We start from the raw sequence: 19,940 nt of genomic DNA, 5'->3' as shown, positions 1-19,940 counted from the left end.
CGGCTCAGCCGAGGAAGGCCGGGGCGAGGGCCGAGGGCATCAGCCGGGCGGGGGCTCCGCCGCCGTCCGCCGGCAGGGAGTACAGGTCGGCGCCGAAGTCGCCGGGCAGGGAGTAGACGACGGTCCGGTCGTCGCTCCACACCACCTGGTCGTCCACGCTGCGCTCCTCGGCGAGCGGGGTCTCCTTCATCGAGGCCAGGTCGAGGAGGTAGAGGCGCCAGGGGGCGTCGGCCGACAGGCCGGGCACCCGCTTCTTGAACACCAGCCGGGTCCCGTCCGGGGACAGCGAGGGGCATTCGAGGTTCTCCCGCAGGGTGGTCACCGTGCGGGCGGCCAGGTCGCCCCGGACCAGGTAGGTGTGTCCGCCTGTGGCCAGCGTCGCGTAGAAGGTCTTCTCGTCGGCGGCGAAGGTGACCCCCCAGAAGTTCACGTCGGCGTTGCGGTAGGTCTCGCCGTCCTTGCGGATCGTGAAGTCCTCCAGGGAGGCGTCGTACTTCCCGGTGCGCAGGTCCAGCAGTGAGGTGCGGGTGGAGAAGTTCGTACCGGCGTACGAGTCCCCGCCGACGAACACGGTCCAGGCGACGAGGTGGCCGCCGGGCGAGACCCGGGCGCGGGTCGGGATGCCCGCCAGGGGGCGGTCGGTGATCTCCTTGAGGTGCGAGTCGAGCACCACGGCCCGGTAGCTCTCCTGCACGGCGCCCGCTTGTGCCTGGAGGCAGATCCCGGTGCCCCCGGCGGAGTGGAAGCGCAGGCACTTCACCCCGGAGGCGGTGCGCGGGCCCTCGGGCGCGTCCGCCGGGACGGTGGCGAGCTCGTCGCGGAAGGGGCCCCAGGCCATGTTGCGGAAGACGAGTCGCCGCCCGTCGCCGTCCGGGGCCAGGGTGACCTCGCCGTGGGAGACGGCCGGGCCGCCCGCCCGGGCGTGGTTCTTCTCGTCGGCCCGCGACGAGGCACGGACGAAGGCGAGCACCCCCACGACCGTGAGCAGGACGACAGCGCTCACCAGGATCAGCGTCCGGCGCCGCGGGGTCATCGGGGACGGGCTCGCCGGGGACGGGGCCTCGGTGGTCGTGGTCGTGGGCGTGGTCGTGGGGGGCGTGGCGGTCATCGGGGCCTTTCGGGGAAAGCGGCGGGGGGTCAGGCGTCGGCGGGGCGGAGCCGGGTGCAGCAGGCGAGGGCCACGGCGAGCAGCACCGCGGCCACGGCCAGGGCGGGGCGGGCTCCCCACAGGGTCCAGGCGGCGCCGAAGCCGAGGGAGGCGGCGAACCGGGCGAGGGCCTGGCCGGTCTGGACGAGGGCCAGCCCGCCGCCGCGGTGCTCCTCGGGGACGGCCCCGGCGGCCTCGGCCATGAGGACGCCGTCGGTGGCCGCGTAGAAGCCGCCGTGCAGCAGGAGCACCGCGTACGGCAGGGCCGGGTGGCCGCCGCCGGCCAGGAGCAGGCCGTAGACGAGCAGCAGCGCGAGGTGACCGCCGAGGAAGACGCGGCGGCGGCCGACGCGGTCGGCGAGCCTGCCGAGCGGCAGGGCCAGCAGGAAGAAGGCGGCCGCGGTGCCGAGCGGGAGCAGGGCGAACCAGCGGTCGGCGATTCCGGTGGCGCGCTGGAGGAGCAGGAAGACGAAGGCGTCGCTGACGGTGCACAGGCCCAGCAGCAGGGCGCCGAGGCTGATCCGGCGCAGGTCGCGGCGGCGCAGCAGGCCGAGGGAGGCCCGCAGGGAGACGGGCCCGTCGCCGGGGGCGGGCACGGCGCGGCGGCCCGGCACGAACAGCACCAGGACCAGGACGCCCAGGGCGGCGACGCAGGCACTGACGGTGAAGACGGCGTCGTAGCCGCCGGCGGCGCCCCGCAGGATGAGGAAGGCGAGGATCGGGCCGATGAGCGCCCCTGCGGTGTCCATGGCCCGGTGCACGCCGAAGGCCCGGCCGCGGTCCTCGGGGCCGGCGGCCAGCGAGATCAGGGCGTCGCGCGGGGCGGTGCGCAGGCCCTTGCCGGTGCGGTCGAGGGCGAGCACGGCGCCGATCGCGGGCAGGGTGTGCGCGAGCAGCAGGAGGGGCTTGCACAGGGCGGAGAGGCCGTAGCCGATCCCGGCGAGTGCCTTGTGGCGGCCGAAGCGGTCGCCGAGGTGGCCTCCGGTGAGCCGGACCAGGGCGCTGACGCCGTTGTAGACGCCGTCGAGCAGGCCGAAGCCGAGCGGGGAGAGCCCGAGTCCGGCGACGAGGTAGAGCGGGAGCACGGCCGTGACCATCTCGGAGGAGACGTCGGTGATCAGGCTGACCGTGCCGAGGGCGAGCACCGTGGGGGCGAGGGCGGCGCGCCGCCCCGGGCGGGTGCCCGGGGCGGCGGCCTGCGACTCGGGGAGCACGGCGGGCGCGTTGTTCGCGCGCGAGTCCGCGACGTACATGGTCAGGAAGTCCAGATCCCCGTGATGTCGGTGGCGGTGGCGGCGTTCCCGGCGTGGGTGGTCAGCCCGGCCAGGTCCTCCAGCGTCCGCAGCATGTCGTAGTGGTTGTACGTGGTGCTCGACGTGGAGCCGGGGGTGACGGGCTGGCCGTAGAGCACGGTCGGGATCTTGTTCCCGGCCAGCCGGTTGTCCTCGTCGAAGGTGACGACCAGGAGGCTGTTGTGGGTCTTGGCCCAGTCGGCGTAGGCCTTGAGGTTGTTCTTGAGCCAGGTGTCGCCGGTGCCGACGGAGCAGTCGTGCATGTCGCTGCAGAGGTTCGGGACGACGAAGGACACCTTGGGCAGGGTGGTGTAGTCCGTGGGGAACTGCGTCATGGTCTTCGCCGTGCTGGTGGGCACGTTGGAGAAGGCGAACCAGGGGTTGTGCTTGCGGGCGTAGTTGCCGCTGGAGCAGGTGGTGGAGCCCTGGCTGGGGAGGGTCTCGTTGTAGCTGGCCCAGCTCTTGCCGGCGGCTATCAGCTCGGAGGCCAGGTTGGGCGCGGAGCTGAAGCCCGGCGTGTAGCAGCTGTCGCCAGTGACGCCCTGGTTGGAGCCCGAGAAGAGCTGGAGGTAGTTGGGCTGGCTCGGGTGGGTGATGCCGAAGGAGTTGGTGAGGTTCGCTCCGCCCGTCTTCAAGGAGTTGATGTACGGGGCACTGGAGCTGCCGATGACCTGGCTGTAGGCGTGGTTCTCGAACACCACCACGACGACGTGGTCGGGGGCGGGCAGGGCCGCGGCGTGGGCGGGCTGTGCGGCTCCGATGCCCGCCCAGAGCGCGGTGCCGGCGGCGGTGACGGCGAAGGCGGTGGCCAGGGCGGCCTTACGACGAGACCATGAAGTGGTCATGCCAAACACGGGACGTACCTCCGGGCGTGAGGGGGTCTGGGGGCGGCGGCGCGGACGCACCATACCCAGGGGCATGTGCATGAGCCAGGGACGGTGGGCCAACAGCACGGGAACACCACGGGCCCACCAGGCGACGGGTAACGGCCTCCCCCCGGAAATCTCAAGAGAAGTAAAAATGAGGAACCCGGACGGACTATCGTTCATCATTCGAACGGAAGCAGTCCGACCCCAAACGGGGCAGCAACAGCCGGAGACCACCGCAGATGTCGCACGATTCCGACGGGCAGTACCAGCCGCCGTACCGGCCGGACGGGCAGTACCCGCAGCAGCCCCCGTACGGTCAGCAACAGGGCCGACAGCAGGGCCAGCCGCAGTACGCGCCCCAGGGCCGCTCCCAGCCTCCCTACGGTCAGCCCCCGCAGGGCCGCCCCCCGCAGGGCCAGCAGCCCTACGGCCGGCCCGGGTACGGGCAGCCGCAGCAGGGCGGGGCCCCGTACGGCCAGAGCGGTTACGGGCAGCAGGACCAGGGGTTCGAGGCCCCCACGATGCAGCAGCCCCGCTACGAGCAGCCGCCGTACCAGCAGCAGCACCAGCAGCAGCAGCAGTACGACCAGTACGACCGGTACGAGCCCCCCTACGGGGAGGAGCCTCCGCGCCGGAAGTCCAAGGCGAAGAAGTGGATCATCGCCGGAGTCTCGGTCCTGGCCCTCGCGGGCATCGCCGCGGGCGCCATGAGCTACTTCGAGATACCGCCGTTCACCGACAAGGGCGAGGCCGTCTCCTTCGGCAAGCCCGCGGGCGACAAGGGCGGGGCGGCCAAGGCGGCGCCCAACTCGAAGATGTCGATGCCCACGAACCCGACGGCCCAGTTCAAGAACGCGTCGACCCTGTCGGACGGCACCCACGTGGCGGTCACCGAGCTGGACGGCAAGAAGTCAGGCTTCAAGGGGAAGGTGTGGGTCTGGGCTCCGAAGGAGTACAACGACCCCAAGTTCGCCAAGAGCGGCTTCCCGGTCATGATCGCCCTGCCCGGCGGCGCCGGCTACCCGATGAACTACTGGATGGGTACCGACCTCAAGCTCCAGTCCAGCATCAGCCAGTGGTACTCCGAGGGGAAGAGCAAGCCCTTCATCCTGGCGATGCCGGTGCTCAACCCGCAGCCGGACGAACCCAAGGCCATCTACTGGGACGGCTCCGACATCCCCGGCCAGCCCAAGATGGGCACCTGGCTGACCGACGACGTCCCGGACCTGATGCGGGAGAACTTCCGCACGATCAAGTCGCGTGACGGCTGGGCCTTCATGGGCTCCTCCACCGGCGGCTTCTCCAGCCTCAAGGCCGTGCTCAAGTACCCGGAGAAGTTCAAGGCCGCGATCTGCTCCGGACCGGACATCGTCCCGGACTCCCCCCTGTGGGCGGGCCACGAGAAGGAGAAGGCCGAGAACAACCCGGAGCTGCTCGCCAAGCAGCTCATCGACAAGAAGGGCCCGGACGTCTACCTGGCCTTCCAGGTCGGCGACAACGAGAGCAACAAGAAAACGCTCCCGGACGTGCAGAAGTTCGTCTCCACCTATACCAAGGGGCCGATCCACACCAGCCTGAGAGTGATCCCGGGCGGCCAGCACAACGCCAAGACCTACGTGCCCAACATGGGGCAGGGACCGATCGAGTTCATCAGCAAGGTCATGGAAGGACCAGTGGAGTAACAGCCTCCGCACGCACTGCCTCCGGCTCCGGCCCGCCGAACACCTTCGGCGGGCCGTTGCCGTTCCAGGGCTCCCAGCCTGGGTCCCCGGTCACCGCGAAGCGCACCCACGCCGCGTGCATCTCGTCGGCGAGCGCCTGCGGGGCGTCCGGCCCGGCCAGCCAGGACGACTCCGGTACGCCGAGGGTGTCGAAGACGAAGCCCAGCTCCAGGGCGTGGCAGGCCCCGAGGCCCGGTACGCCGCTGGGCCAGGCGAACTCGTACAGGTGACTCGGCGCCGCCCGCCGGGCCCCCGCGATCCGCCGCAGCGGGTCGCGCAGCAGCCGGTCGGTCAGCAGGTGCCCGGTCAGGTCGGCCGGACCGGCCCCGGGCAGGGCGGCGCGCAGCGCCCGTACGGCGGCCCGGTCCTTGCCGCTGCGGAGCCGGCCCAGCGCCACCGCCAGCGGGCCCAGCCGGTCCAGCAGCCGCATCGCGCCGGTCGGCGCGAGCCAGAGCCGGTGTTCCTGGGAGGTCCAGCCCAGCAGCAACGGCACCTCGGAGGCGACGGCCGCCTCCAGCGGGTCGCCGGGCAGCGTGGCGGGGTCGGTGACCAGACCGAAGGCGGGGCCGCCGAGCACCGGGGAGGAGCGCCGCAGGACGGCCTCCTGGGCGGTGAGCAGGGCCGGCAGCCCGGCCGCCGCGAAGGCGGCCGCCGTGGCGGGCACCTTGAGCAGCGAGGCCATCCGGCGGACCATGGCGCGCACCTTCTCGCGCGGCAGCGCCTCGGGGGCTCCGCTCTGCAGGACGGCCCGCGCGAACAGGCCCTCGGCGCGGGGGGCCGCGAGCAGGGCGCCCACGCTGATCGCGCCGGCGGATTCCCCGAAGACGGTGACGCGGCCGGGGTCGCCGCCGAAGGCCGCGATGTTGTCCCGGACCCATTCGAGGGCGGCGATCTGATCGAGGAGGCCGCGGTTGGCGGGGGCGTCGGGAAAGAGCCCGTAACCGAGCACGCCGAGGCGGAAGTTGACCGAGACGAGCACCACCCCGTCGCGGGCGAAGGCGGAGCCGTCGTAGACGGGGACGGCGGAGGAGCCCCGGGTGTGGGCGCCGCCGTGCAGCCACACCATGACGGGCAGCCGGGCCGCGGGCGCCGGGTCGGGGGTCCACACGTTGACGGTGAGGCAGTCCTCGCCGGGGATCTCCGGGTCGGGCAGCAGGGCGGCGAAGGTCCCGGGGTAGGGCACCTTGGGGGCGGTGGGGCCGAACTCCCCCGCGTCGCGCACGCCGTCCCAGGCCCGCGGGGGTGCGGGGGCCGCGAAGGCGCTCGGGCCGACGGGCGGGGCCGCGTAGGGGACGCCCCGGAAGACGGCGGTCCCGCCGGGGCCCCACCGGCCCTCCACCGTGCCGTGTGCGGTACCCGCCCGGGGCCGTCCGCCGCCGCTCGCCGTGCTCATCCGTGCTCTCCTCGGTCCTCGCCGGTCGGTCCCCACCCGCGCTCCGGGCACGGTCGCACAGGCGTGCCGGGGGTGACAAGGCGTGACCCGGGCCGGGGCCGTCCTGGTTGGACCGGTATGCGAACCGTTCGGAACCCCCGCGCACCACGCGTCCTGTCCGCCCTGCTGCTGGCCGCGGCCGGCCTCTCGGGGGCCGTCGGCCCCGCCCTGGCCGCCGGGCCCGACTTCCAGTACGTCGGCCAGGACGACCGGGTCCACGGCGTGGCCTCCCCGAAGGGCTGCGTCGAGGCGGAGGGCGGCGGCACCCGGGCCGTCACCAACCGGACCCCGGCCACCGCGACCCTCTACCGCGAACCGCGCTGCGCGGGGCCGGCCGTGGCGATCCTGCGGCCGGGAACGGTCACCCAGGTGCGGCAGTACTTCGCGTCCGTGCGGTTCTCGGTCACCGGGTAGGCCCACGGACCGTGACCCCTCGGCCCTCGCCGCGTTGTATGCCATGTCAAACGCCGCAACCCCTGCGGCGCCCCACATCTCACGAGGAGATCTTGATGTCGCGTATCGCGAAGGCATTCGTCATCACCGCTGCTGCCGGTAGCGCCCTGGCCGCCGGTGCGGGTCTGGCGGCTGCCGATGCCGGAGCGCACGGTGCGGCGGTCGGCTCCCCCGGTGTCCTGTCGGGCAACCTCGTCCAGGTTCCGGTCCACGTCCCGGTCAACGTCTGCGGCAACACCGTGAACGTGATCGGCCTGCTGAACCCGGCCTTCGGCAACACCTGCATCAACGCGTCGGGCGGCGAGCACGGCGACCACCACACCCAGGGCGGCTACGGCGGCTGACCACCGGCCCGACCTGGCGAGAAGGGCCCCTGCCGGACGGCGGGGGCCCTTCCCCGTGCCCCCGTCGCCGTGTCCCGGCCCCCGGGCCCGCGAGGGAGAGCGGGCCCTGGGGTGGGGAGCTCACGCGTAGCGGTAGAGGCCCTGGTGTCCGTACATCTCGCGCGGGCTGACGTCCCACGGCGGCATCGGCTCGTCGAGGGCGATCACCCGGCCCCGCTGGAGGTCGCCCGGGGCGAGGGGGGCGGCCGGCAGGTAGCCGGAGTCGGGGTGCCGCTGCTGCCAGCGGTCCCACAGCAGGTCCACGAAGGCGTGGTGCAGCCAGAAGGCGGGGTCGTTGGGGGCCGTGCCGCCCGTCATGTGGCCGCCGATCCACTGGTGGACCTTGTTGTGGTTGCGCCAGCGCTCGCTCTTGGGCGCCGCCCAGCCCTCCAGTTTGTTGCGGAAGCCGCCGCCGGCGGCGGTGGAGTCCCAGGGCGAGCTGTCGTAGAGGGGGTCGTCGAGCGCCCACTGGAGTTCGGCCGGGGTGGGCAGGGAGATCGGGTTGCCGGGACGGCCGAGGTTGCGGGTGAGGAACCGGGCCTCGGTGATCCCCACGGTGATCGTCCAGTTGCCGCGTTCGTAGGCGAAGGGGCCGGTCATCACCTGCCGGTCGCCCTCGCGGCCGGTGCCGCCGAGAAAGTCTTCGGCCCACAGGGAGGAGACGGGGCTGGTGTCGGTGGTCCAGTCCCAGTACGGGACGGACACCCCCGGGTCGAGGGCCCGCAGCTCCTTCTCGAACTCCAGCAGGTAGCGCCGGTGCCAGGGGAAGAAGGACGGGGACATGTGCCCGACGCGCAGTTTGCGGTCCCGGTCGGGCACGAAGTACCGGTCGTGGGTCCGCACGAACGCGTCGTACGTGCCGTTGCGCTTGAGCTCCAGTACGGCCGCCGTGAACCGCTTCTTCTGGGCGCCGGTCAGGTCCTTCTGGTTCTGCCGCGTGTACAAGGCGGGGCTCCTCCCGGGATGTCCGTCAGCCGTGGTGCGGGGCCGCGAGGGCCAGCTGGTTGGTGCCGAGTTCGTCGACGGCGGCGCGGGCCAGCTCCAGCGGGGTCGCGAAGGACTCGAAGTGGTTGACCCCGCTGAGGTAACTCCCGTCGGCACGCCGCATGACGTGCAGGGGGCGGCCGTCGATGCGCACCGCGGCCCCCGCGAGGTCGACGCTGATGTGGCGGCCGCGGTACGTCTCCTCGGTGAGCGGCGCCGGGGTGAGCGTCTGGCGCGGGCGCCGGGCCCCGAGGACGGGGGCCAGGACCGCGGCCGTGCCGGCGAGCACGGCCGCGGTGAAGGCCGTACGCAGGACCGTGCGGCGGCTCGGTCGGGCTGCTGCTGCTGCGTACATACGGTCTCCCTCGCTCGGCGTTCCGCGCTACGGGGTCTAACGCGGCGTGGCGGGCGAGGTCACCTCCGCTCGGCCGCCCGCTCGGGGTGCTTGTAGTAGAGGGTCGTGGGGCGCAGCCGCCCGGCCGGGTCGGTGGCGTAGTCGGGGATGGTGCCGGCCTCGGTCCAGCCGGCCGCGCGGTAGACCCGTTCGGCCGGGGTGCCGGTCTCCGTGTCGAGGAACAGCAGGACGATCCCGGCGACGGCGGCCTGGTGCTCGGCCTCGGCGAGCAGGGCACGCGCGGTGCCGCGGCCCCGGGCGGACGGGTGGACCATCAGCTTGCGCAGTTCGGCGCGGTGGCGGCCGTTCGGCTTGGTCTCCCGGTACCAGCCGACGGTGCCGTCGAGCCGGCCGTCGGGGCCCCGGGAGATCCAGAGGGCGAGGGTGCCCTCCTCGACGGTGGGCAGCAGGGAGTCCCACCAGGCGGCGGCCTCCTCGTGGCCGAGGCCGGTGAGGAAGCCGAGGGAGGCCCCGTCCGCGACGACGTCGCGCAGGAGGGCGGCGAGTTCGTCGCGGTGGGCGCGCAGTGCGGGCGCGGTGAGGCGGGTGAGGGTGGCCGTCATGGGGCGAGGATAGGAATCGGCCCGCGGCGCGGTGCGGGCGGGGCCGGGTGCGGGCCCCCGACGGGACGGCCGCCGACGGCGAACCTGCGGGCGAGCCGGCGGACGGACCGGGGTGCCGGGGTACCCGTATCGCCAAGTCACGTGCTGTGTAAGCTGATTGATGAAGATCATTTATTGATCCACGTGAGACTTCTGGGGGACCACACATGAATCCGACCACCCGTAACGCCGCCGTCGTCGCGGCCGCCGTCGCCGCGCTCACCGGAGCGGCCACCGCCGGTTCCGCGAGCCCGGCCGCCCCCTCCGACCGGGACGGCATCAGCGTCGTCGCGCACATGGCGATGTCGTCCACTCCCGCCACCCCGGCCGAGGACACCCTGGCCACGGTGCAGCACGGGTACCTGTCGTAGCGGCCGCCCGCATGAACGATCCACTGGCCGCCCCGGCGGCCGGCCCGACCGTGGTGGAGAGGCTGGTCGAGCTCTCCACCCGGTTGCAGGCGATGTGGGAGGCCACGCCGACGGTGATGCTCCCGGGCTGGGGGCACCCGTTCCGGTCCCTCGCCGAGCTGCTCCCCGAGCGGGACGTGCTGCTCGCCGACCGGAACCCGCAGATGGTGCCGCTGCTGTGGTACCCGGCGCTCAGCGCGCCCGGACCCGCCGGCCCGGTGGTCGAGGTCTTCGACCACCTGCCGGGCGACCGCCCTGCGTCCCCGCTGATGCTGCGCCGGCAGGACCTCGCGGGTCTCTACAGCTGGGCGGTGTGCACCACCTCGGCCGTGGAGTGGATCGGGACCGTCACCGGCGGCGCACCCCTGGTGGAGGTGGGCGCCGGATCCGGCTACTGGGCACGGCAGTTGTCCCTCGCCGGGGTCGGTGTCGTGGCCACCGACCTGCATCCCGTCGAGGGGAACGGCTTCACCCACGGCTTCCGGTACGCCGAGGTCGAAACGCTCGCGGCGGCCGACGCCGTGCGCCGCCACCCCGGGCGCACGCTGCTGCTGGTGTGGCCCCCTCCCGCGGACCAGATGGCCGTACGGGCCCTGCGCGCCTACCGCGGGGAGCTGTTCCTGTACGTCGGCGAGGGCCCCGGCGGGATGTGCGCCGACGCCGCCTTCTTCGCGGAGCTGCGCCGCCACTGGACCGTCGAGGCCGTCTGCCGGCCGACGGTCCGCTGGCTGGGCCACGCGGACCGCGTCACGCTCTACCGCAGGCGCCGTCCGGCGCGGTCCTGACGCCCCGGCCGGCCGGATGCCGGTCGGCCGGGTCCACCGGCCTGCCGCGGCTTCAGGCCGGCGCGGGGAGTTCCGCGAAATCCGCCACGAGGCCCAGGTGGTGGCCCGTGGTACCCAGGGCGAGGGAGTCGGCCTTGGCCCGCTTGAGGTAGAGGTGGGCGGGGTGTTCCCAGGTCATGCCGATGCCGCCGTGCAGCTGGACGCACTCCTCGGCGGCCCGGACCGCGACCCCCGAACAGTACGCCTGGGCGACCGCGACGGTGAGCGGCGCGTCGGGCGACGACGTCGCGAGGGCGTCGGCGGCGGCGCGGGCCGCCGCGCGGGCGGAGGCCACGTCGAGCCAGAGCCGGGCGAGGCGGTGCTTGAGGGCCTGGAAGGAGCCGACGGGGCGGTTGAACTGGTGGCGGCCCCGCACGTGCGCGACGGTCTCGGTGAGGCACCACTCGGCCAGGCCGAGCTGTTCGGAGGCCAGCAGTCCGGCGCCGGACAGCAGCGCTCCGGCGACGGCGGCCCGCGCGGTCGCGGGGTCCGCGAGGCGGGTGCCGGTGGTCCCGTCGAGGGTGACGGTGGCGAGCGGCCGGGTGAGGTCCAGCGGGACGGCCGGGGTCAGCCGGGTCGCGGCCGCGGGCACGGCGTACAGCCCGGTGTCGGCCAGGACCAGCAGGACGTCGGCCGCCGTCGCGTCGGCGACCGAGGTGACGGTGCCGGTCAGCGCGCCCCCGCCGGTGTCGCGCAGCGGCCGGGGCAGGGGGGCGCCGGGGGCCTGGGTGAGGGGGAGGGCGGGGACGCAGACCTGCCGTCCGGCCGCGAGTTCGCGCAGCAGGTCGGCGGCCTCGGGGGTGTCGCACCCGAGCAGGATCTCGGTGGCCAGGACGCAGCCGGTCAGGTACGGGACGGGGGCGACGGCCCGGCCCAGCTCCTCCAGGACCACGGCGGCCTCGCGGTGGCTCGCGCCCGCTCCCCCGAGCTTCTCGGGGACGAGCAGCCCGGCGGCGCCGATGCCGGAGGCGAGCGTGCGCCACAGAGCGGGGTCGTGCGGACGACCGCTCTCCGCACGGGCCAGCACGGTCGCGGGAGCGCAGTGGTCGGCGAGCAACGCCCGTACGGCGGAGCGGAGTTCCTCCTCGGTGTCGGAGTAGAGCAGGTCGAGGGAGGCGCGGGGGGCGGTCATCGGGCGAGGTCCTTCCAGGCGATGTCCTTGTCGTCGCGCGGTTCGGCGGGCAGACCGAGGACGCGTTCGGCGACGATGTTGAGGAGGATTTCGCTGGTGCCGCCCTCGATGCTGTTGCCCTTGGCGCGCAGGTAGCGGTAGCCGGCGTCGCGGCCGGTGAAGTCGACGGTCTCGGGGCGGCGCAGGGTCCAGTCCTCGTAGAGGAGTCCCTCCTCGCCGAGGAGTTCCACCTCCAGGCCGCTGATCTCCTGGTTGAGGCGGGCGAAGGTGAGCTTCATGCCGCTGCCCTCGGGGCCGGGCTGGCCGGCGACGAGTTGCTGGCGCAGCCGCTCCCCGGTGAGACGGGCCACTTCGGCCTCGACCCACAGGCCGAGCAGCCGCTGGTGCAGGGCGTGGGTGCGCAGCGCGGGGCGTTCGCGCCAGACCGCGGCGACGGGGCCGATCATGCCGCCCTCGCGGGGGATGCGCATGCCGCCGATGGAGACGCGTTCGTTCATCAGGGTGGTGCGGGCGACGGCCCAGCCCTGGCCGACGGCTCCCAGGCGGTGCGCGTCGGGGATCCGGACTCCGGTGAGGAAGACCTCGTTGAACTCGGCCTCGCCGGTGATCTGACGCAGGGGACGGACCTCCACCCCGGGGGCGTGCATGTCGCAGAGGAAGTAGGTGATGCCCTGGTGTTTGGGCAGGGTGGGGTCGGTGCGGGCGATGAGGATGGCCCAGCGGGCGGTGTGGGCGCTGGAGGTCCACACCTTCTGGCCGTCGACGACCCACTCGCCGGTGCCGTCGTCGAGGACGGCGCGGGTACCGAGGGCGGCGAGGTCGGAGCCCGCGCCCGGTTCGCTGAAGAGCTGGCACCAGACCTCCTCCCCCAGCCACAGGGGGCGCAGGAAGCGCCGCTTCTGCTCCTCGGTCCCGTAGGCGAGGATCGTGGGGGCCGCCATGCCGAGGCCGATGCCGATGCGGCGCGGGTCGTTGTCGGGGGCCCCGGCGGCCTCCAGTTCGGCGTCGACGACGGCCTGCAGGGAGCGGGGCGCGCCGAGGCCGCCGAGGCCTTCGGGGTAGTGCACCCAGGCGAGTCCGGCGTCGAAGCGGGCGCCCAGGAAGTCGGGGCGGGCGGTGGTGGCGGGCGGGTGCGCGGCGAGCAGGGCCCGGGTGCGGGCGGCGAGTTCCTCGGCGGTGGGCGTCATCGGTGGGCTCCGTCCGGGGCGGGCGCGTCGGCCGGGGAGGGCGGGGAGGCCGGTGAAGGTAGGACGACCAGCCGGCCGGTGGTGGTGCCGTCGGCGAGGCGCTGGACGGCGTCGGCCGCCGCCGCGAGCGGGAGGCGTTCGCTGACCAGCGGTTTGACGAGGCCCTCGGCGGCCAGGCGGGTGAGTTCGGCATGGCAGGCGAGGACGGCGGCGGGGTCCTTGGCGGCGTACAGGCCCCAGTGCAGGCCGAGGATGGCGTAGTTCTTCACCAGGGCGTGGTTGAGGGCGGGCGCGGGGACGGTGCCGCCGGCGAAGCCGACGACCACGATCCGGCCCTCGAAGGCCACGCACTTGGTGGAGGCGGTATAGGCGTCGCCGCCGACCGGGTCGTAGACGACGTCGGCCCCGCGTCCGGCGGTGAACTCCTTGACGCGGGCGACCAGGTCCTCGGTGGTGCGGTCGATGACCAGGTCGCAGCCGAGTTCCTCGGCGGTGCGCGCCTTGGCCTTCCCCCCGACGACCCCGATGACGGTGGCTCCGGCGGCCTTGCCGAGCTGGACGGCGGCACTGCCGACGCCGCCCGCCGCGGCGTGCACGAGCAGGGTCTCCCCGCGCCGCAGACGGGCGCGGCGGTGCAGGCCGAACCAGCCGGTCTGGTAGCCGATGTGCAGGGCGGCGGCCTCGGCGTCGTCGAGGGTGTCGGGGGCGGGCAGGAGGGCGCGCGCGGGGGCGGTCACGTACTCGGCGAACCCGCCGTGGGGCAGGCTCGGATTGGCGATGACGCGGCGGCCGTCATCGGTCTCCCCGCAGATCTCGACGCCCGGGGTGAAGGGCAGGGGCGGCTTGATCTGGTACTGGCCGCGGATGAGGAGCGCGTCGGGGAAGTTGACGTTCGCCGCGAGCACCCTGAGCCGCACCTCGCCCTCGCCGGGCACGGGTTCGGGCACCTCTTCGAGACGCATGGCCTCGCGGGGTTCGCCGGTCGTGTGTACTCGCCATGCCTGCATCCGGGGCCTCCAGCCGCCGTCGAGGAACCACGCTCGGCGGCATACTAAGCGGTCGCTTGCATCCTTGGGAACCCTTGGCCGGCCCGTGCCCCCGTCAGGTGCCACCGGTGACCGGTGCGGCCGCTTCCGAAAATCAGACACACGAACGACGGGTTAACTCATGTGTCTGGAGATAACATCAACACGCCGGTTTCACACGGCATATGACGCAATGGACGCAATGGGGGATCACGTGCGCCCGGAGCGGGCACCGCTCCGCGCGCACGGCCGCGCCGCCACCGCACACCACAGGGGGAATCCGATGAACAGCACACCCATGAGACGGGGCGCCTCCGCGGCCGCCGCCGCGATCGTCCTCGCCTCGATCGTCTCCGCCGCCGGCCCCGCCTCGGCCGCCACCGCCTGCACGCCCAGGATCCAGGTACTGGGCTCGATCGGGTCGTCCCTCCACAGCCCGGGCAACCGGCAGGCCGAGGGGGTCAACGACCTCGGCAAGGGCAACCTGTCCGTCGGCGTCTCCGGCGGCCTGCCCGTCTACTGGACCGGGACCACCCTCCACAAGGTCCCGCTGCCCGCGGCGGGCCTGAGCGGCGAGCTGCTCGCCGTGAACAAGGACGGCCTGATGGTCGGCCGGATCTTCTCCGGCGGCGGGTACGTGTTCACCTACCGGGCGGGCGACGCGGCGATCACCGCGCTGCCCGGGAGCGACGACCCGTACGGCGAGGCCGACGTCAACGACGCCGGGTACGTCGTCTCGCGCAACCGGGCGGGCGTGGGCCTCGTCTGGAAGGACGGCCAGAAGGTCCGCGAGCTCGCGCCGCCGGCGGACTCCGACCCGCACACCCGCGTCGACCTGGTCACGGGCATCAACAACAGGGGCGACATCCTCGGCACGGCCAAGGTGGACTACACCGACGACGGCGACAACCAGCACTGGGACGTCACCCCGGTGCTCTGGCCCGCCGGCGGCGGCCCGGCCGTCGCCCTCGCCCCCAGCGGTGGCGGCAAGTACCAGGAGAGCTTCGTCCAGGACCTCGACGAGAGCGGCCGCGTCGTCGGCTACGACTGGTACGGGCCCGGCTACGCGTACAAGCCGTGGACCTGGACGCCCCCGTACACCGCGCCCGGCACCTCCCCCGGCGTGCTGAACCCGTTCCCGTACGGCACCTTCGAGGCGATCAGCCCCACGACGAACGTCAGCGTCGGCACCGCCAAGTTCCACCCCGACGAGCCGACCCAGGCCGACCAGGCGCAGCTCTGGCCGGGCTCGGGCCCGCTGCTGGCCCTGCCCCGACTCGCCGCGGACAAGGCCAGCATGGCCGAGTCGGTCTCCGACGACGGCCGGGTCGGCGGGGCCGCCGTGAACGCGAAGGGCAAGCTGAAGCCGGTGATCTGGACCTGCGCCACCAAGCAGGCGTACCTGCCGAAGCCGTAGGCCCGTCACGGGCATGGCGATCTGAGCGCCCGCGCGCTATCGATGCCCCATGACGGACAACGCTCGGCGCGGCCTGCCCGCGCCACCGCCCCTCGGTGCCGCCGCCCTGCCCCCCGGAACCTTCGCGGGACAGGTGGTCCTCGTGACCGGCGGCGGCACCGGTCTGGGCAAGGCCATCGCCGCCGAGTTCGCGCGGCTCGGCGCCGGCCTGGTGATCGCCGGCCGCCGCGCGGAGCGGCTCGAAGCGGCGCGCGCGGAACTGGCGGCCGTCCCCGGCGCGGGCCGGGTGGCGGCCGCCGTCTGCGACGTCCGCGACCCCGAACGGGTCGCGGAGGTCTTCGACGCGGCCGAGGCGGCGCTCGGACCGCCGGACGTCCTGGTCAACAACGCGGCCGCCAACTTCCCCTGCCCGGCCGAGGACCTCTCCCCCAACGCCTGGCGGGCCGTGGTGGACACCACCCTGACCGGAACCTGGTTCACGACCCGGGAGTTCGCCCGCCGCCACCTCGCGGCCGGCACCCCGGGCTCCATCGTGAACATCGGCGCCTCCTACGCCTGGACGGGCGGCCCGGGGTTCGCGCACAGCGCCGCCGCGAAGGCCGGGGTGAAGAACCTGGTGGAGACGCTGGCCGTGGAATGGGGGCCGTACGGGATCCAGGTCAACGGCCTCGTGCCCGGGCTGGTCCCGCACCCCGACATGAGCGCGGACATCCGGGGCGGCCTGGAGCGCGCCGCGCCCGGCGACAGGAACGACCGGCAGCCCGCGCTGCGCGTGGGCGCGCCCCGCGAACTGGGCTGGGCCGCCACCTTCCTGGCCTCCCCCTACGCCCGCTTCGTCACCGGCCACACCCTGGTCGTCGACGGGGCCAACTGGCAGCGGCGGGCCCTGGTCCAGCCCGGGGTGGTCCCGGTGCGCGAGCAACTGGGACGCGCGCCCTTCAGCCCCTGACCGGGGCCCGTCGGCCGCTGTCAGTGGGCGGTGTCAGGATGCGGTCATGATGCTCGCCGACCTGACCTTCGAACGATGGCGTTCGCTCGACCTCGCCGAAGCCCGGCGTTTCGCCGGGGAGGCCGCCGCGCGGGTGGACGGCCGCGTCCTGCTGGTCGAGACCGTCGAGCACCTCGGCGCTCCCCTGCACCGCGTACGGATCGAACGCGGGGGCCGGGACTTCGCGCTCGTGCCGGGCGGGCGGGTACGCCTCGGCTTCGATCCCGGCGCCTGGTCACCGACGCCCGCCCAGGAGGCCGACTTCGCGGAGAGCCTCGCCGAGGGCTACGGCTTCGGCGCGCCCGACCTGTTGACCCACCTCGTCGCGGAGCTGAGTCCGCCGCGGACCGTGGAGCTGCCCACGGTGTGGATGGCGGTGGAGGCCGAGCCGGCGCCGGAGCCCGCGGACGGGATCGAGGCCTCGCTGGCGGCCCGCGGGCTGCGGCTGCCCGGCGCCGACGAGTGGGAGCACGCCTGCGGGGCGGGCGCCCGCACCCTCTTCCGCTGGGGCGACGAGTGCCCGCTCGACGAGGCCCCGTACGGAGCCGGCGGGATCCGGCACGAGCCGAACGCCTTCGGGCTGCGCATCGCCCACGACAGTTACGCGGCGGAGCTGAGCACCGACCGCGGGGCCGTCCACGGCGGGGACGGCGGCACGGCCGTCTGCGGGGGCTACGGGAACCTGCTCGGCTGGCTCCCGCTGGCCACGGCCCACCGCAACGCGGACATGGCGGAGTTCGCCTACGGCCCGGACGGGGAGTACGCCTGGGAGAGCTTCTCGGTCCGGCCGGTGCTCACGCTCCCCTGAAGTGCGGGGGCCTGCGGGCGGCCCCGGCCCCGTACCCCTCCCGGCAGTCCTCGGAGGTGAGGGTGAGGGCGGCGGTCATGGCGACCCGGTCGAGGGCGGCGGGCAGGGCGGCGTCGGCGTAGGCGTCGATCCCCCGCTTGATGCCCTGGACGGCGAGCGGGGCGTTGGCCGCGATCTCGGCGGCCAGCGCGCGGGAGGTGTCCTCCAGCGCGTCGGGCGGGACCACCAGCTGGACCAGGTGGAGGCGTTCGGCCGTCGCCGCGTCGATCCGGCGGCCCGTCAGGGCGAGGAACTTCGCCCAGCCCGCACCCGCCTCCCGGGCGATCCGCAGGTCGCCCCCGGCGTCCACCGCCACCCCGAGCCCGGCCTCGGGCAGGGCGAAGACGGCGTCGTCCGCGGCGACCCGGACGTCCGCCATGAGGGCCAGCTCGAAGCCGAAGCCGAGGCAGTATCCCTGCACGGCGGCGATGACCGGCTGCGGGAGGCGGGCGAGCACCGCGAAGCGCTCGTGGACCCAGCGGATGCCCTCGTAGTAGTTGCGGGTCCGTTCGGCGGGCGACTCCCCGGTGATCGCCCCTCCGGGTGCGGTGACGTCGATGCCGGCGCAGAAGGCGCGGCCCTCCGCGCGCAGCAGGACCGCGCGCACGGACGGGTCGAAGCGGATCCGGTCGGCGAGCAGGCCCAGCTGGCGGGTGGACTCCCAGCTCCAGCCGTTGAGCCTGTCCGGGCGGCAGAGGGTGAGGAGGGCGATGCCGTCCTCGACGTCCAGCCGGACCCGCCGCTCCGCACCCTCGCCGGTCTCCGTGGAGACGGTGTCGATCACCGTGGCCCGCACCCCCCGCCTCACCTGATGGACCGTCAGGTTAGGGCAGGGTGCGTCAGCGGGGGAAGACCTCGAACGCCACCGCCGGACGGCCGCCGAAGCGGTCCGCGACCCCTTCGGCGTTGCCGGTCAGGAAGGTCCGCACGTACTCCTCCGGGTCCTGGTCGGTCAGCACCTCGATGTACGCCTTGTGCTCCATCAGGGACCTGACGGAGCGCTCCAGTCCGGGGGTGGCGTCGGCCGCGTGGGTCGGCGTCGCGGTACCGGCCACCGCGACCCACCGCACTCCGTCCCAGGGTTCCAGTCCCCGCTCGGAGATCAGCTCCGGGAAGATCCAGCGGTTCCCCGCGTCGCCGGCGGCGTCCAGGGTCGCCCGGCCGACGGCCCTGTGGTCGGGGGTGTTCCAGGAGCCACCGCCGCCGGGGCCGCCCCAGGTGTCCCGGTGGTTGAGGGTGATCACCAGCTCGGGGCGGTGCCGCCGGATGGCCGCCGCGATGTCCCGGCGCAGACCGAGGCCGTACTCGACGACCCCGTCGCGGTGGCCGAGGAACTCCACCGTGGAAACCCCGACGACGGCCGCGCTCGCACGCTGTTCGGCCTCGCGCAGCGGGGCGCACTCGTCCGGGGCGACGGTGTCGATGCCCGCCTCCCCGCGCGTGGCCAGGACGTAGACGACCTCGCGGCCGCCGTCCGTCCAGTCGGCGATGGCCGCGGCGCAGCCGTACTCCAGGTCGTCGGGGTGGGCGACCACCGCGAGGGCACGCTGCCAGTCGGTGGGCATCGGCTGCAAGGGCGCCTGCTGATCGGCTCGTTCGCTCATGCTCCGCACCCTAGGCCGTCCCGGGCGCGTCGTGGCGCCGCCCGGGCGGGCCACGGGGCCGGAATTCGCCTTGCGGCAGGGGCATGACAGGTCGTTAATGGGGCTCCGCTCCGACCCGGTTCCGTCTCAGGGGGATGTATGGAAACGAACGGGCCACCGCCACCCGAGCAGCCACCGCCGTTGCCGCCACCGCCGTCGGCGCGGGCGCGGCCCGGCGCACCGCCGGTGCCGCAGGGCCCGCCGGGGCAGCCGGGGCAGCCGGGGCAGCCGCAGGCCGGCCATGCCGGGCTGCCCTCCTCGCTCGACCTCACCGTCACCAAGCGGCTGTTGTGGGTGGGCGGGGCGGTCTACCCGCTGCAGAACGTCGCCCGGGTCTACACCTTCGTCCTCAAGCCCCGGCGCAAGGAATCCGTCGTCACCTTCGCGCGTCGGACGGCGCTCACCCTCCTCGCGGCGCTCGGCTTCTCCGTGTTCGGGAAGATCGCGGGCTTCCTGGCCAGCAGCGCCGACAGCACCTTCGACGGCACCATCCAGTTCGTCTGGATCGCCGCCGGGATCGGCCTGCTGTACTACTTCGCTGACATGATGGCCGTGCTGACGGCGGCCTCCCACTTCGTCCTGGCCGTCGAGTCCAACGGGCAGTCGACCGCCCTGGTCACCGGCCGTCCCGACCACCTCAACGGGCTCGTGCACCAGATCGCGTACGCGATCGAGAACCCGGACACGGAACTGCGCGTGCGGGTGGAGCGCCTGACGATCAGCAATCCCAGCCACTACTACTTCGGCGACACCGTGAACATGTACGGCGGCCGGGGAAACTCGGGGGTGACCCACGGATGAGCGGCGACACCGTGAACATGTACGGCGGGCAGGGCAACAAGGGCATCGTCCACCAGCACGCGGCGCCCGCGGCCCCGTCCGCGGAGCAGGCCGTGCGCGAACTCCTCGCGCTGCTGGCGGAGCTGCGCGCGCAGGTGCCCGCCGAGTCCGCGCGGTGCATCGACTCCGCCCTCCCGGCCATCACGGCCGACGCCGCCGTTCCTCCCGCGGAACGGCACCGGGCGCTGATGGCGGTGGCCGGCATCGCCGCCACCGTCGGGGCGATCGGGACGCCCGTGCTCGAAGCCGTCCGCGCGCTCCTCGCGCTGCTCGGCGCCTGACGGGGAGGAACCCCCGGCGGGGGAGCCGCCCCCGGGGGCCCCCCCCGGCCCGGCACCCCCCCCCGGCGC

22 protein-coding genes are annotated in these 19,940 nt (G+C 74.0%); 10 read left to right on the top strand and 12 right to left on the bottom strand.

Annotated elements, in window-relative coordinates; all coding sequences use genetic code 11:
* Nucleotides 1-4: 4 nt before the first annotated feature.
* From ABZW32_RS31020 to ABZW32_RS31010, 3 genes are all read right to left on the bottom strand, one after another.
* A complete protein-coding gene (locus ABZW32_RS31020; RefSeq protein WP_356222254.1) occupies nucleotides 5-1,033 on the bottom strand; it encodes a hypothetical protein in 1,029 nt (342 codons plus the stop codon).
* 104 nt (nucleotides 1,034-1,137) lie between these two features.
* The gene (locus ABZW32_RS31015) at nucleotides 1,138-2,400 is read right to left on the bottom strand and encodes an MFS transporter (RefSeq protein WP_356222220.1); all 1,263 of its coding nucleotides are present in this window, start codon (nucleotides 2,398-2,400) and stop codon (nucleotides 1,138-1,140) included.
* A gap of 2 nt (nucleotides 2,401-2,402) precedes the next feature.
* Nucleotides 2,403-3,284 (bottom strand): alkaline phosphatase family protein, encoded by an 882-nt coding sequence (locus ABZW32_RS31010; protein WP_356222217.1) that lies wholly within the window; start codon nucleotides 3,282-3,284, stop codon nucleotides 2,403-2,405.
* A gap of 263 nt (nucleotides 3,285-3,547) precedes the next feature.
* Here ABZW32_RS31010 and ABZW32_RS31005 point away from each other — a divergent pair, with 263 nt between their 5' ends.
* Complete coding sequence (locus ABZW32_RS31005; protein ID WP_356222214.1) at nucleotides 3,548-4,990, top strand: alpha/beta hydrolase-fold protein; 1,443 nt, start codon at nucleotides 3,548-3,550, stop codon at nucleotides 4,988-4,990.
* Here the strand turns inward: ABZW32_RS31005 and ABZW32_RS31000 are convergent.
* The gene (locus tag ABZW32_RS31000; protein WP_356222211.1) at nucleotides 4,968-6,422 is read right to left on the bottom strand and encodes a carboxylesterase family protein; all 1,455 of its coding nucleotides are present in this window, start codon (nucleotides 6,420-6,422) and stop codon (nucleotides 4,968-4,970) included. The two genes, ABZW32_RS31005 and ABZW32_RS31000, sit on opposite strands and share 23 nt — an antisense overlap.
* 117 nt (nucleotides 6,423-6,539) lie before the next feature.
* Here ABZW32_RS31000 and ABZW32_RS30995 point away from each other — a divergent pair, with 117 nt between their 5' ends.
* Complete coding sequence (locus ABZW32_RS30995; protein WP_356222209.1) at nucleotides 6,540-6,875, top strand: hypothetical protein; 336 nt, start codon at nucleotides 6,540-6,542, stop codon at nucleotides 6,873-6,875.
* A gap of 95 nt (nucleotides 6,876-6,970) precedes the next feature.
* On the top strand, nucleotides 6,971-7,258 hold the full coding sequence (locus ABZW32_RS30990) for a chaplin (RefSeq protein ID WP_356222206.1): 288 nt from the start codon (nucleotides 6,971-6,973) through the stop codon (nucleotides 7,256-7,258).
* 120 nt (nucleotides 7,259-7,378) lie between these two features.
* On the opposite strand, the gene ABZW32_RS30985 is transcribed toward ABZW32_RS30990, so the two are convergent.
* The 3 genes from ABZW32_RS30985 to ABZW32_RS30975 are packed head-to-tail and all read right to left on the bottom strand — an operon-like array spanning nucleotide 7,379 to nucleotide 9,238.
* Complete coding sequence (locus tag ABZW32_RS30985) at nucleotides 7,379-8,242, bottom strand: tyrosinase family protein (RefSeq protein ID WP_356222203.1); 864 nt, start codon at nucleotides 8,240-8,242, stop codon at nucleotides 7,379-7,381.
* 25 nt (nucleotides 8,243-8,267) lie between these two features.
* The gene (locus tag ABZW32_RS30980) at nucleotides 8,268-8,636 is read right to left on the bottom strand and encodes a tyrosinase family oxidase copper chaperone (RefSeq protein ID WP_356222201.1); all 369 of its coding nucleotides are present in this window, start codon (nucleotides 8,634-8,636) and stop codon (nucleotides 8,268-8,270) included.
* A 59-nt stretch (nucleotides 8,637-8,695) separates the two neighbouring features.
* Nucleotides 8,696-9,238, bottom strand: coding sequence for a GNAT family N-acetyltransferase (locus ABZW32_RS30975; RefSeq protein ID WP_356222198.1), 543 nt, complete (start codon nucleotides 9,236-9,238; stop codon nucleotides 8,696-8,698).
* 206 nt (nucleotides 9,239-9,444) lie between these two features.
* On the opposite strand from ABZW32_RS30975, the gene ABZW32_RS30970 reads away from it, so the two are divergent.
* Both ABZW32_RS30970 and ABZW32_RS30965 read left to right on the top strand, forming a co-directional pair.
* On the top strand, nucleotides 9,445-9,648 hold the full coding sequence (locus ABZW32_RS30970; protein WP_356222196.1) for a hypothetical protein: 204 nt from the start codon (nucleotides 9,445-9,447) through the stop codon (nucleotides 9,646-9,648).
* An 11-nt stretch (nucleotides 9,649-9,659) separates the two neighbouring features.
* Nucleotides 9,660-10,472 (top strand): hypothetical protein, encoded by an 813-nt coding sequence (locus tag ABZW32_RS30965; RefSeq protein WP_356222193.1) that lies wholly within the window; start codon nucleotides 9,660-9,662, stop codon nucleotides 10,470-10,472.
* 52 nt (nucleotides 10,473-10,524) lie between these two features.
* Here the strand turns inward: ABZW32_RS30965 and ABZW32_RS30960 are convergent, their stop codons facing one another.
* From ABZW32_RS30960 to ABZW32_RS30950, 3 genes are read right to left on the bottom strand one after another with little or no spacing between them, the layout of a single operon-like run.
* The gene (locus tag ABZW32_RS30960; protein WP_356222192.1) at nucleotides 10,525-11,643 is read right to left on the bottom strand and encodes an acyl-CoA dehydrogenase family protein; all 1,119 of its coding nucleotides are present in this window, start codon (nucleotides 11,641-11,643) and stop codon (nucleotides 10,525-10,527) included.
* Nucleotides 11,640-12,830, bottom strand: coding sequence for an acyl-CoA dehydrogenase family protein (locus ABZW32_RS30955; protein WP_356222189.1), 1,191 nt, complete (start codon nucleotides 12,828-12,830; stop codon nucleotides 11,640-11,642). The genes ABZW32_RS30960 and ABZW32_RS30955 overlap by 4 nt, the downstream gene beginning before the upstream one ends.
* Nucleotides 12,827-13,837: an NADPH:quinone oxidoreductase family protein gene (locus ABZW32_RS30950; protein ID WP_356222186.1), complete on the bottom strand. Its 1,011-nt coding sequence runs from the start codon at nucleotides 13,835-13,837 to the stop codon at nucleotides 12,827-12,829. The genes ABZW32_RS30955 and ABZW32_RS30950 overlap by 4 nt, the downstream gene beginning before the upstream one ends.
* Before the next feature lie 301 nt (nucleotides 13,838-14,138).
* Here ABZW32_RS30950 and ABZW32_RS30945 point away from each other — a divergent pair, with 301 nt between their 5' ends.
* Genes ABZW32_RS30945 through ABZW32_RS30935 form a run of 3 tightly spaced genes read left to right on the top strand, consistent with a single transcriptional unit; the run spans nucleotide 14,139 to nucleotide 17,068 of the window.
* Nucleotides 14,139-15,272: a hypothetical protein gene (locus ABZW32_RS30945; RefSeq protein WP_356222184.1), complete on the top strand. Its 1,134-nt coding sequence runs from the start codon at nucleotides 14,139-14,141 to the stop codon at nucleotides 15,270-15,272.
* 49 nt (nucleotides 15,273-15,321) lie between these two features.
* On the top strand, nucleotides 15,322-16,221 hold the full coding sequence (locus ABZW32_RS30940) for an SDR family oxidoreductase (protein WP_356222181.1): 900 nt from the start codon (nucleotides 15,322-15,324) through the stop codon (nucleotides 16,219-16,221).
* 46 nt (nucleotides 16,222-16,267) lie between these two features.
* The gene (locus ABZW32_RS30935; protein WP_356222179.1) at nucleotides 16,268-17,068 is read left to right on the top strand and encodes a hypothetical protein; all 801 of its coding nucleotides are present in this window, start codon (nucleotides 16,268-16,270) and stop codon (nucleotides 17,066-17,068) included.
* Here ABZW32_RS30935 and ABZW32_RS30930 read toward each other — a convergent pair.
* Both ABZW32_RS30930 and ABZW32_RS30925 read right to left on the bottom strand, forming a co-directional pair.
* Nucleotides 17,055-17,915 (bottom strand): enoyl-CoA hydratase/isomerase family protein, encoded by an 861-nt coding sequence (locus ABZW32_RS30930; protein ID WP_356222177.1) that lies wholly within the window; start codon nucleotides 17,913-17,915, stop codon nucleotides 17,055-17,057. The genes ABZW32_RS30935 and ABZW32_RS30930 overlap by 14 nt on opposite strands.
* Nucleotides 17,916-17,946: 31 nt before the next feature.
* Nucleotides 17,947-18,711 (bottom strand): PIG-L deacetylase family protein, encoded by a 765-nt coding sequence (locus ABZW32_RS30925; RefSeq protein ID WP_356222175.1) that lies wholly within the window; start codon nucleotides 18,709-18,711, stop codon nucleotides 17,947-17,949.
* Between the two features lie 138 nt (nucleotides 18,712-18,849).
* Between ABZW32_RS30925 and ABZW32_RS30920 the strand changes: the two genes are divergently transcribed.
* A complete protein-coding gene (locus ABZW32_RS30920; protein WP_356222172.1) occupies nucleotides 18,850-19,551 on the top strand; it encodes a DUF6232 family protein in 702 nt (233 codons plus the stop codon).
* A complete protein-coding gene (locus ABZW32_RS30915; protein ID WP_356222169.1) occupies nucleotides 19,548-19,871 on the top strand; it encodes a hypothetical protein in 324 nt (107 codons plus the stop codon). Before ABZW32_RS30920 ends, ABZW32_RS30915 begins: the two co-directional genes overlap by 4 nt.
* The last annotated feature ends 69 nt before the right edge of the window (nucleotides 19,872-19,940 follow it).

This window comes from Streptomyces sp. NPDC004667 (assembly GCF_040609475.1).
Lineage (GTDB): Bacteria > Actinomycetota > Actinomycetes > Streptomycetales > Streptomycetaceae > Streptomyces.
The sequence above is the reverse complement of the archived record's forward strand: the minus strand, read 5'-3'. Positions and strand labels throughout refer to the sequence as shown.

Coding starts and splice junctions, on each gene's coding strand:
- ABZW32_RS31020 (WP_356222254.1), bottom strand. CDS start 1,033: ATGACCCCGCGGCGCCGGACGCTGATCCTGGTGAGCGCTGTCGTCCTG.
- ABZW32_RS31015 (WP_356222220.1), bottom strand. CDS start 2,400: ATGTACGTCGCGGACTCGCGCGCGAACAACGCGCCCGCCGTGCTCCCC.
- ABZW32_RS31010 (WP_356222217.1), bottom strand. CDS start 3,284: ATGACCACTTCATGGTCTCGTCGTAAGGCCGCCCTGGCCACCGCCTTC.
- ABZW32_RS31005 (WP_356222214.1), top strand. CDS start 3,548: ATGTCGCACGATTCCGACGGGCAGTACCAGCCGCCGTACCGGCCGGAC.
- ABZW32_RS31000 (WP_356222211.1), bottom strand. CDS start 6,422: ATGAGCACGGCGAGCGGCGGCGGACGGCCCCGGGCGGGTACCGCACAC.
- ABZW32_RS30995 (WP_356222209.1), top strand. CDS start 6,540: ATGCGAACCGTTCGGAACCCCCGCGCACCACGCGTCCTGTCCGCCCTG.
- ABZW32_RS30990 (WP_356222206.1), top strand. CDS start 6,971: ATGTCGCGTATCGCGAAGGCATTCGTCATCACCGCTGCTGCCGGTAGC.
- ABZW32_RS30980 (WP_356222201.1), bottom strand. CDS start 8,636: ATGTACGCAGCAGCAGCAGCCCGACCGAGCCGCCGCACGGTCCTGCGT.
- ABZW32_RS30975 (WP_356222198.1), bottom strand. CDS start 9,238: ATGACGGCCACCCTCACCCGCCTCACCGCGCCCGCACTGCGCGCCCAC.
- ABZW32_RS30970 (WP_356222196.1), top strand. CDS start 9,445: ATGAATCCGACCACCCGTAACGCCGCCGTCGTCGCGGCCGCCGTCGCC.
- ABZW32_RS30965 (WP_356222193.1), top strand. CDS start 9,660: ATGAACGATCCACTGGCCGCCCCGGCGGCCGGCCCGACCGTGGTGGAG.
- ABZW32_RS30960 (WP_356222192.1), bottom strand. CDS start 11,643: ATGACCGCCCCCCGCGCCTCCCTCGACCTGCTCTACTCCGACACCGAG.
- ABZW32_RS30955 (WP_356222189.1), bottom strand. CDS start 12,830: ATGACGCCCACCGCCGAGGAACTCGCCGCCCGCACCCGGGCCCTGCTC.
- ABZW32_RS30950 (WP_356222186.1), bottom strand. CDS start 13,837: ATGCAGGCATGGCGAGTACACACGACCGGCGAACCCCGCGAGGCCATG.
- ABZW32_RS30945 (WP_356222184.1), top strand. CDS start 14,139: ATGAACAGCACACCCATGAGACGGGGCGCCTCCGCGGCCGCCGCCGCG.
- ABZW32_RS30940 (WP_356222181.1), top strand. CDS start 15,322: ATGACGGACAACGCTCGGCGCGGCCTGCCCGCGCCACCGCCCCTCGGT.
- ABZW32_RS30935 (WP_356222179.1), top strand. CDS start 16,268: ATGATGCTCGCCGACCTGACCTTCGAACGATGGCGTTCGCTCGACCTC.
- ABZW32_RS30925 (WP_356222175.1), bottom strand. CDS start 18,711: ATGAGCGAACGAGCCGATCAGCAGGCGCCCTTGCAGCCGATGCCCACC.
- ABZW32_RS30920 (WP_356222172.1), top strand. CDS start 18,850: ATGGAAACGAACGGGCCACCGCCACCCGAGCAGCCACCGCCGTTGCCG.
- ABZW32_RS30915 (WP_356222169.1), top strand. CDS start 19,548: ATGAGCGGCGACACCGTGAACATGTACGGCGGGCAGGGCAACAAGGGC.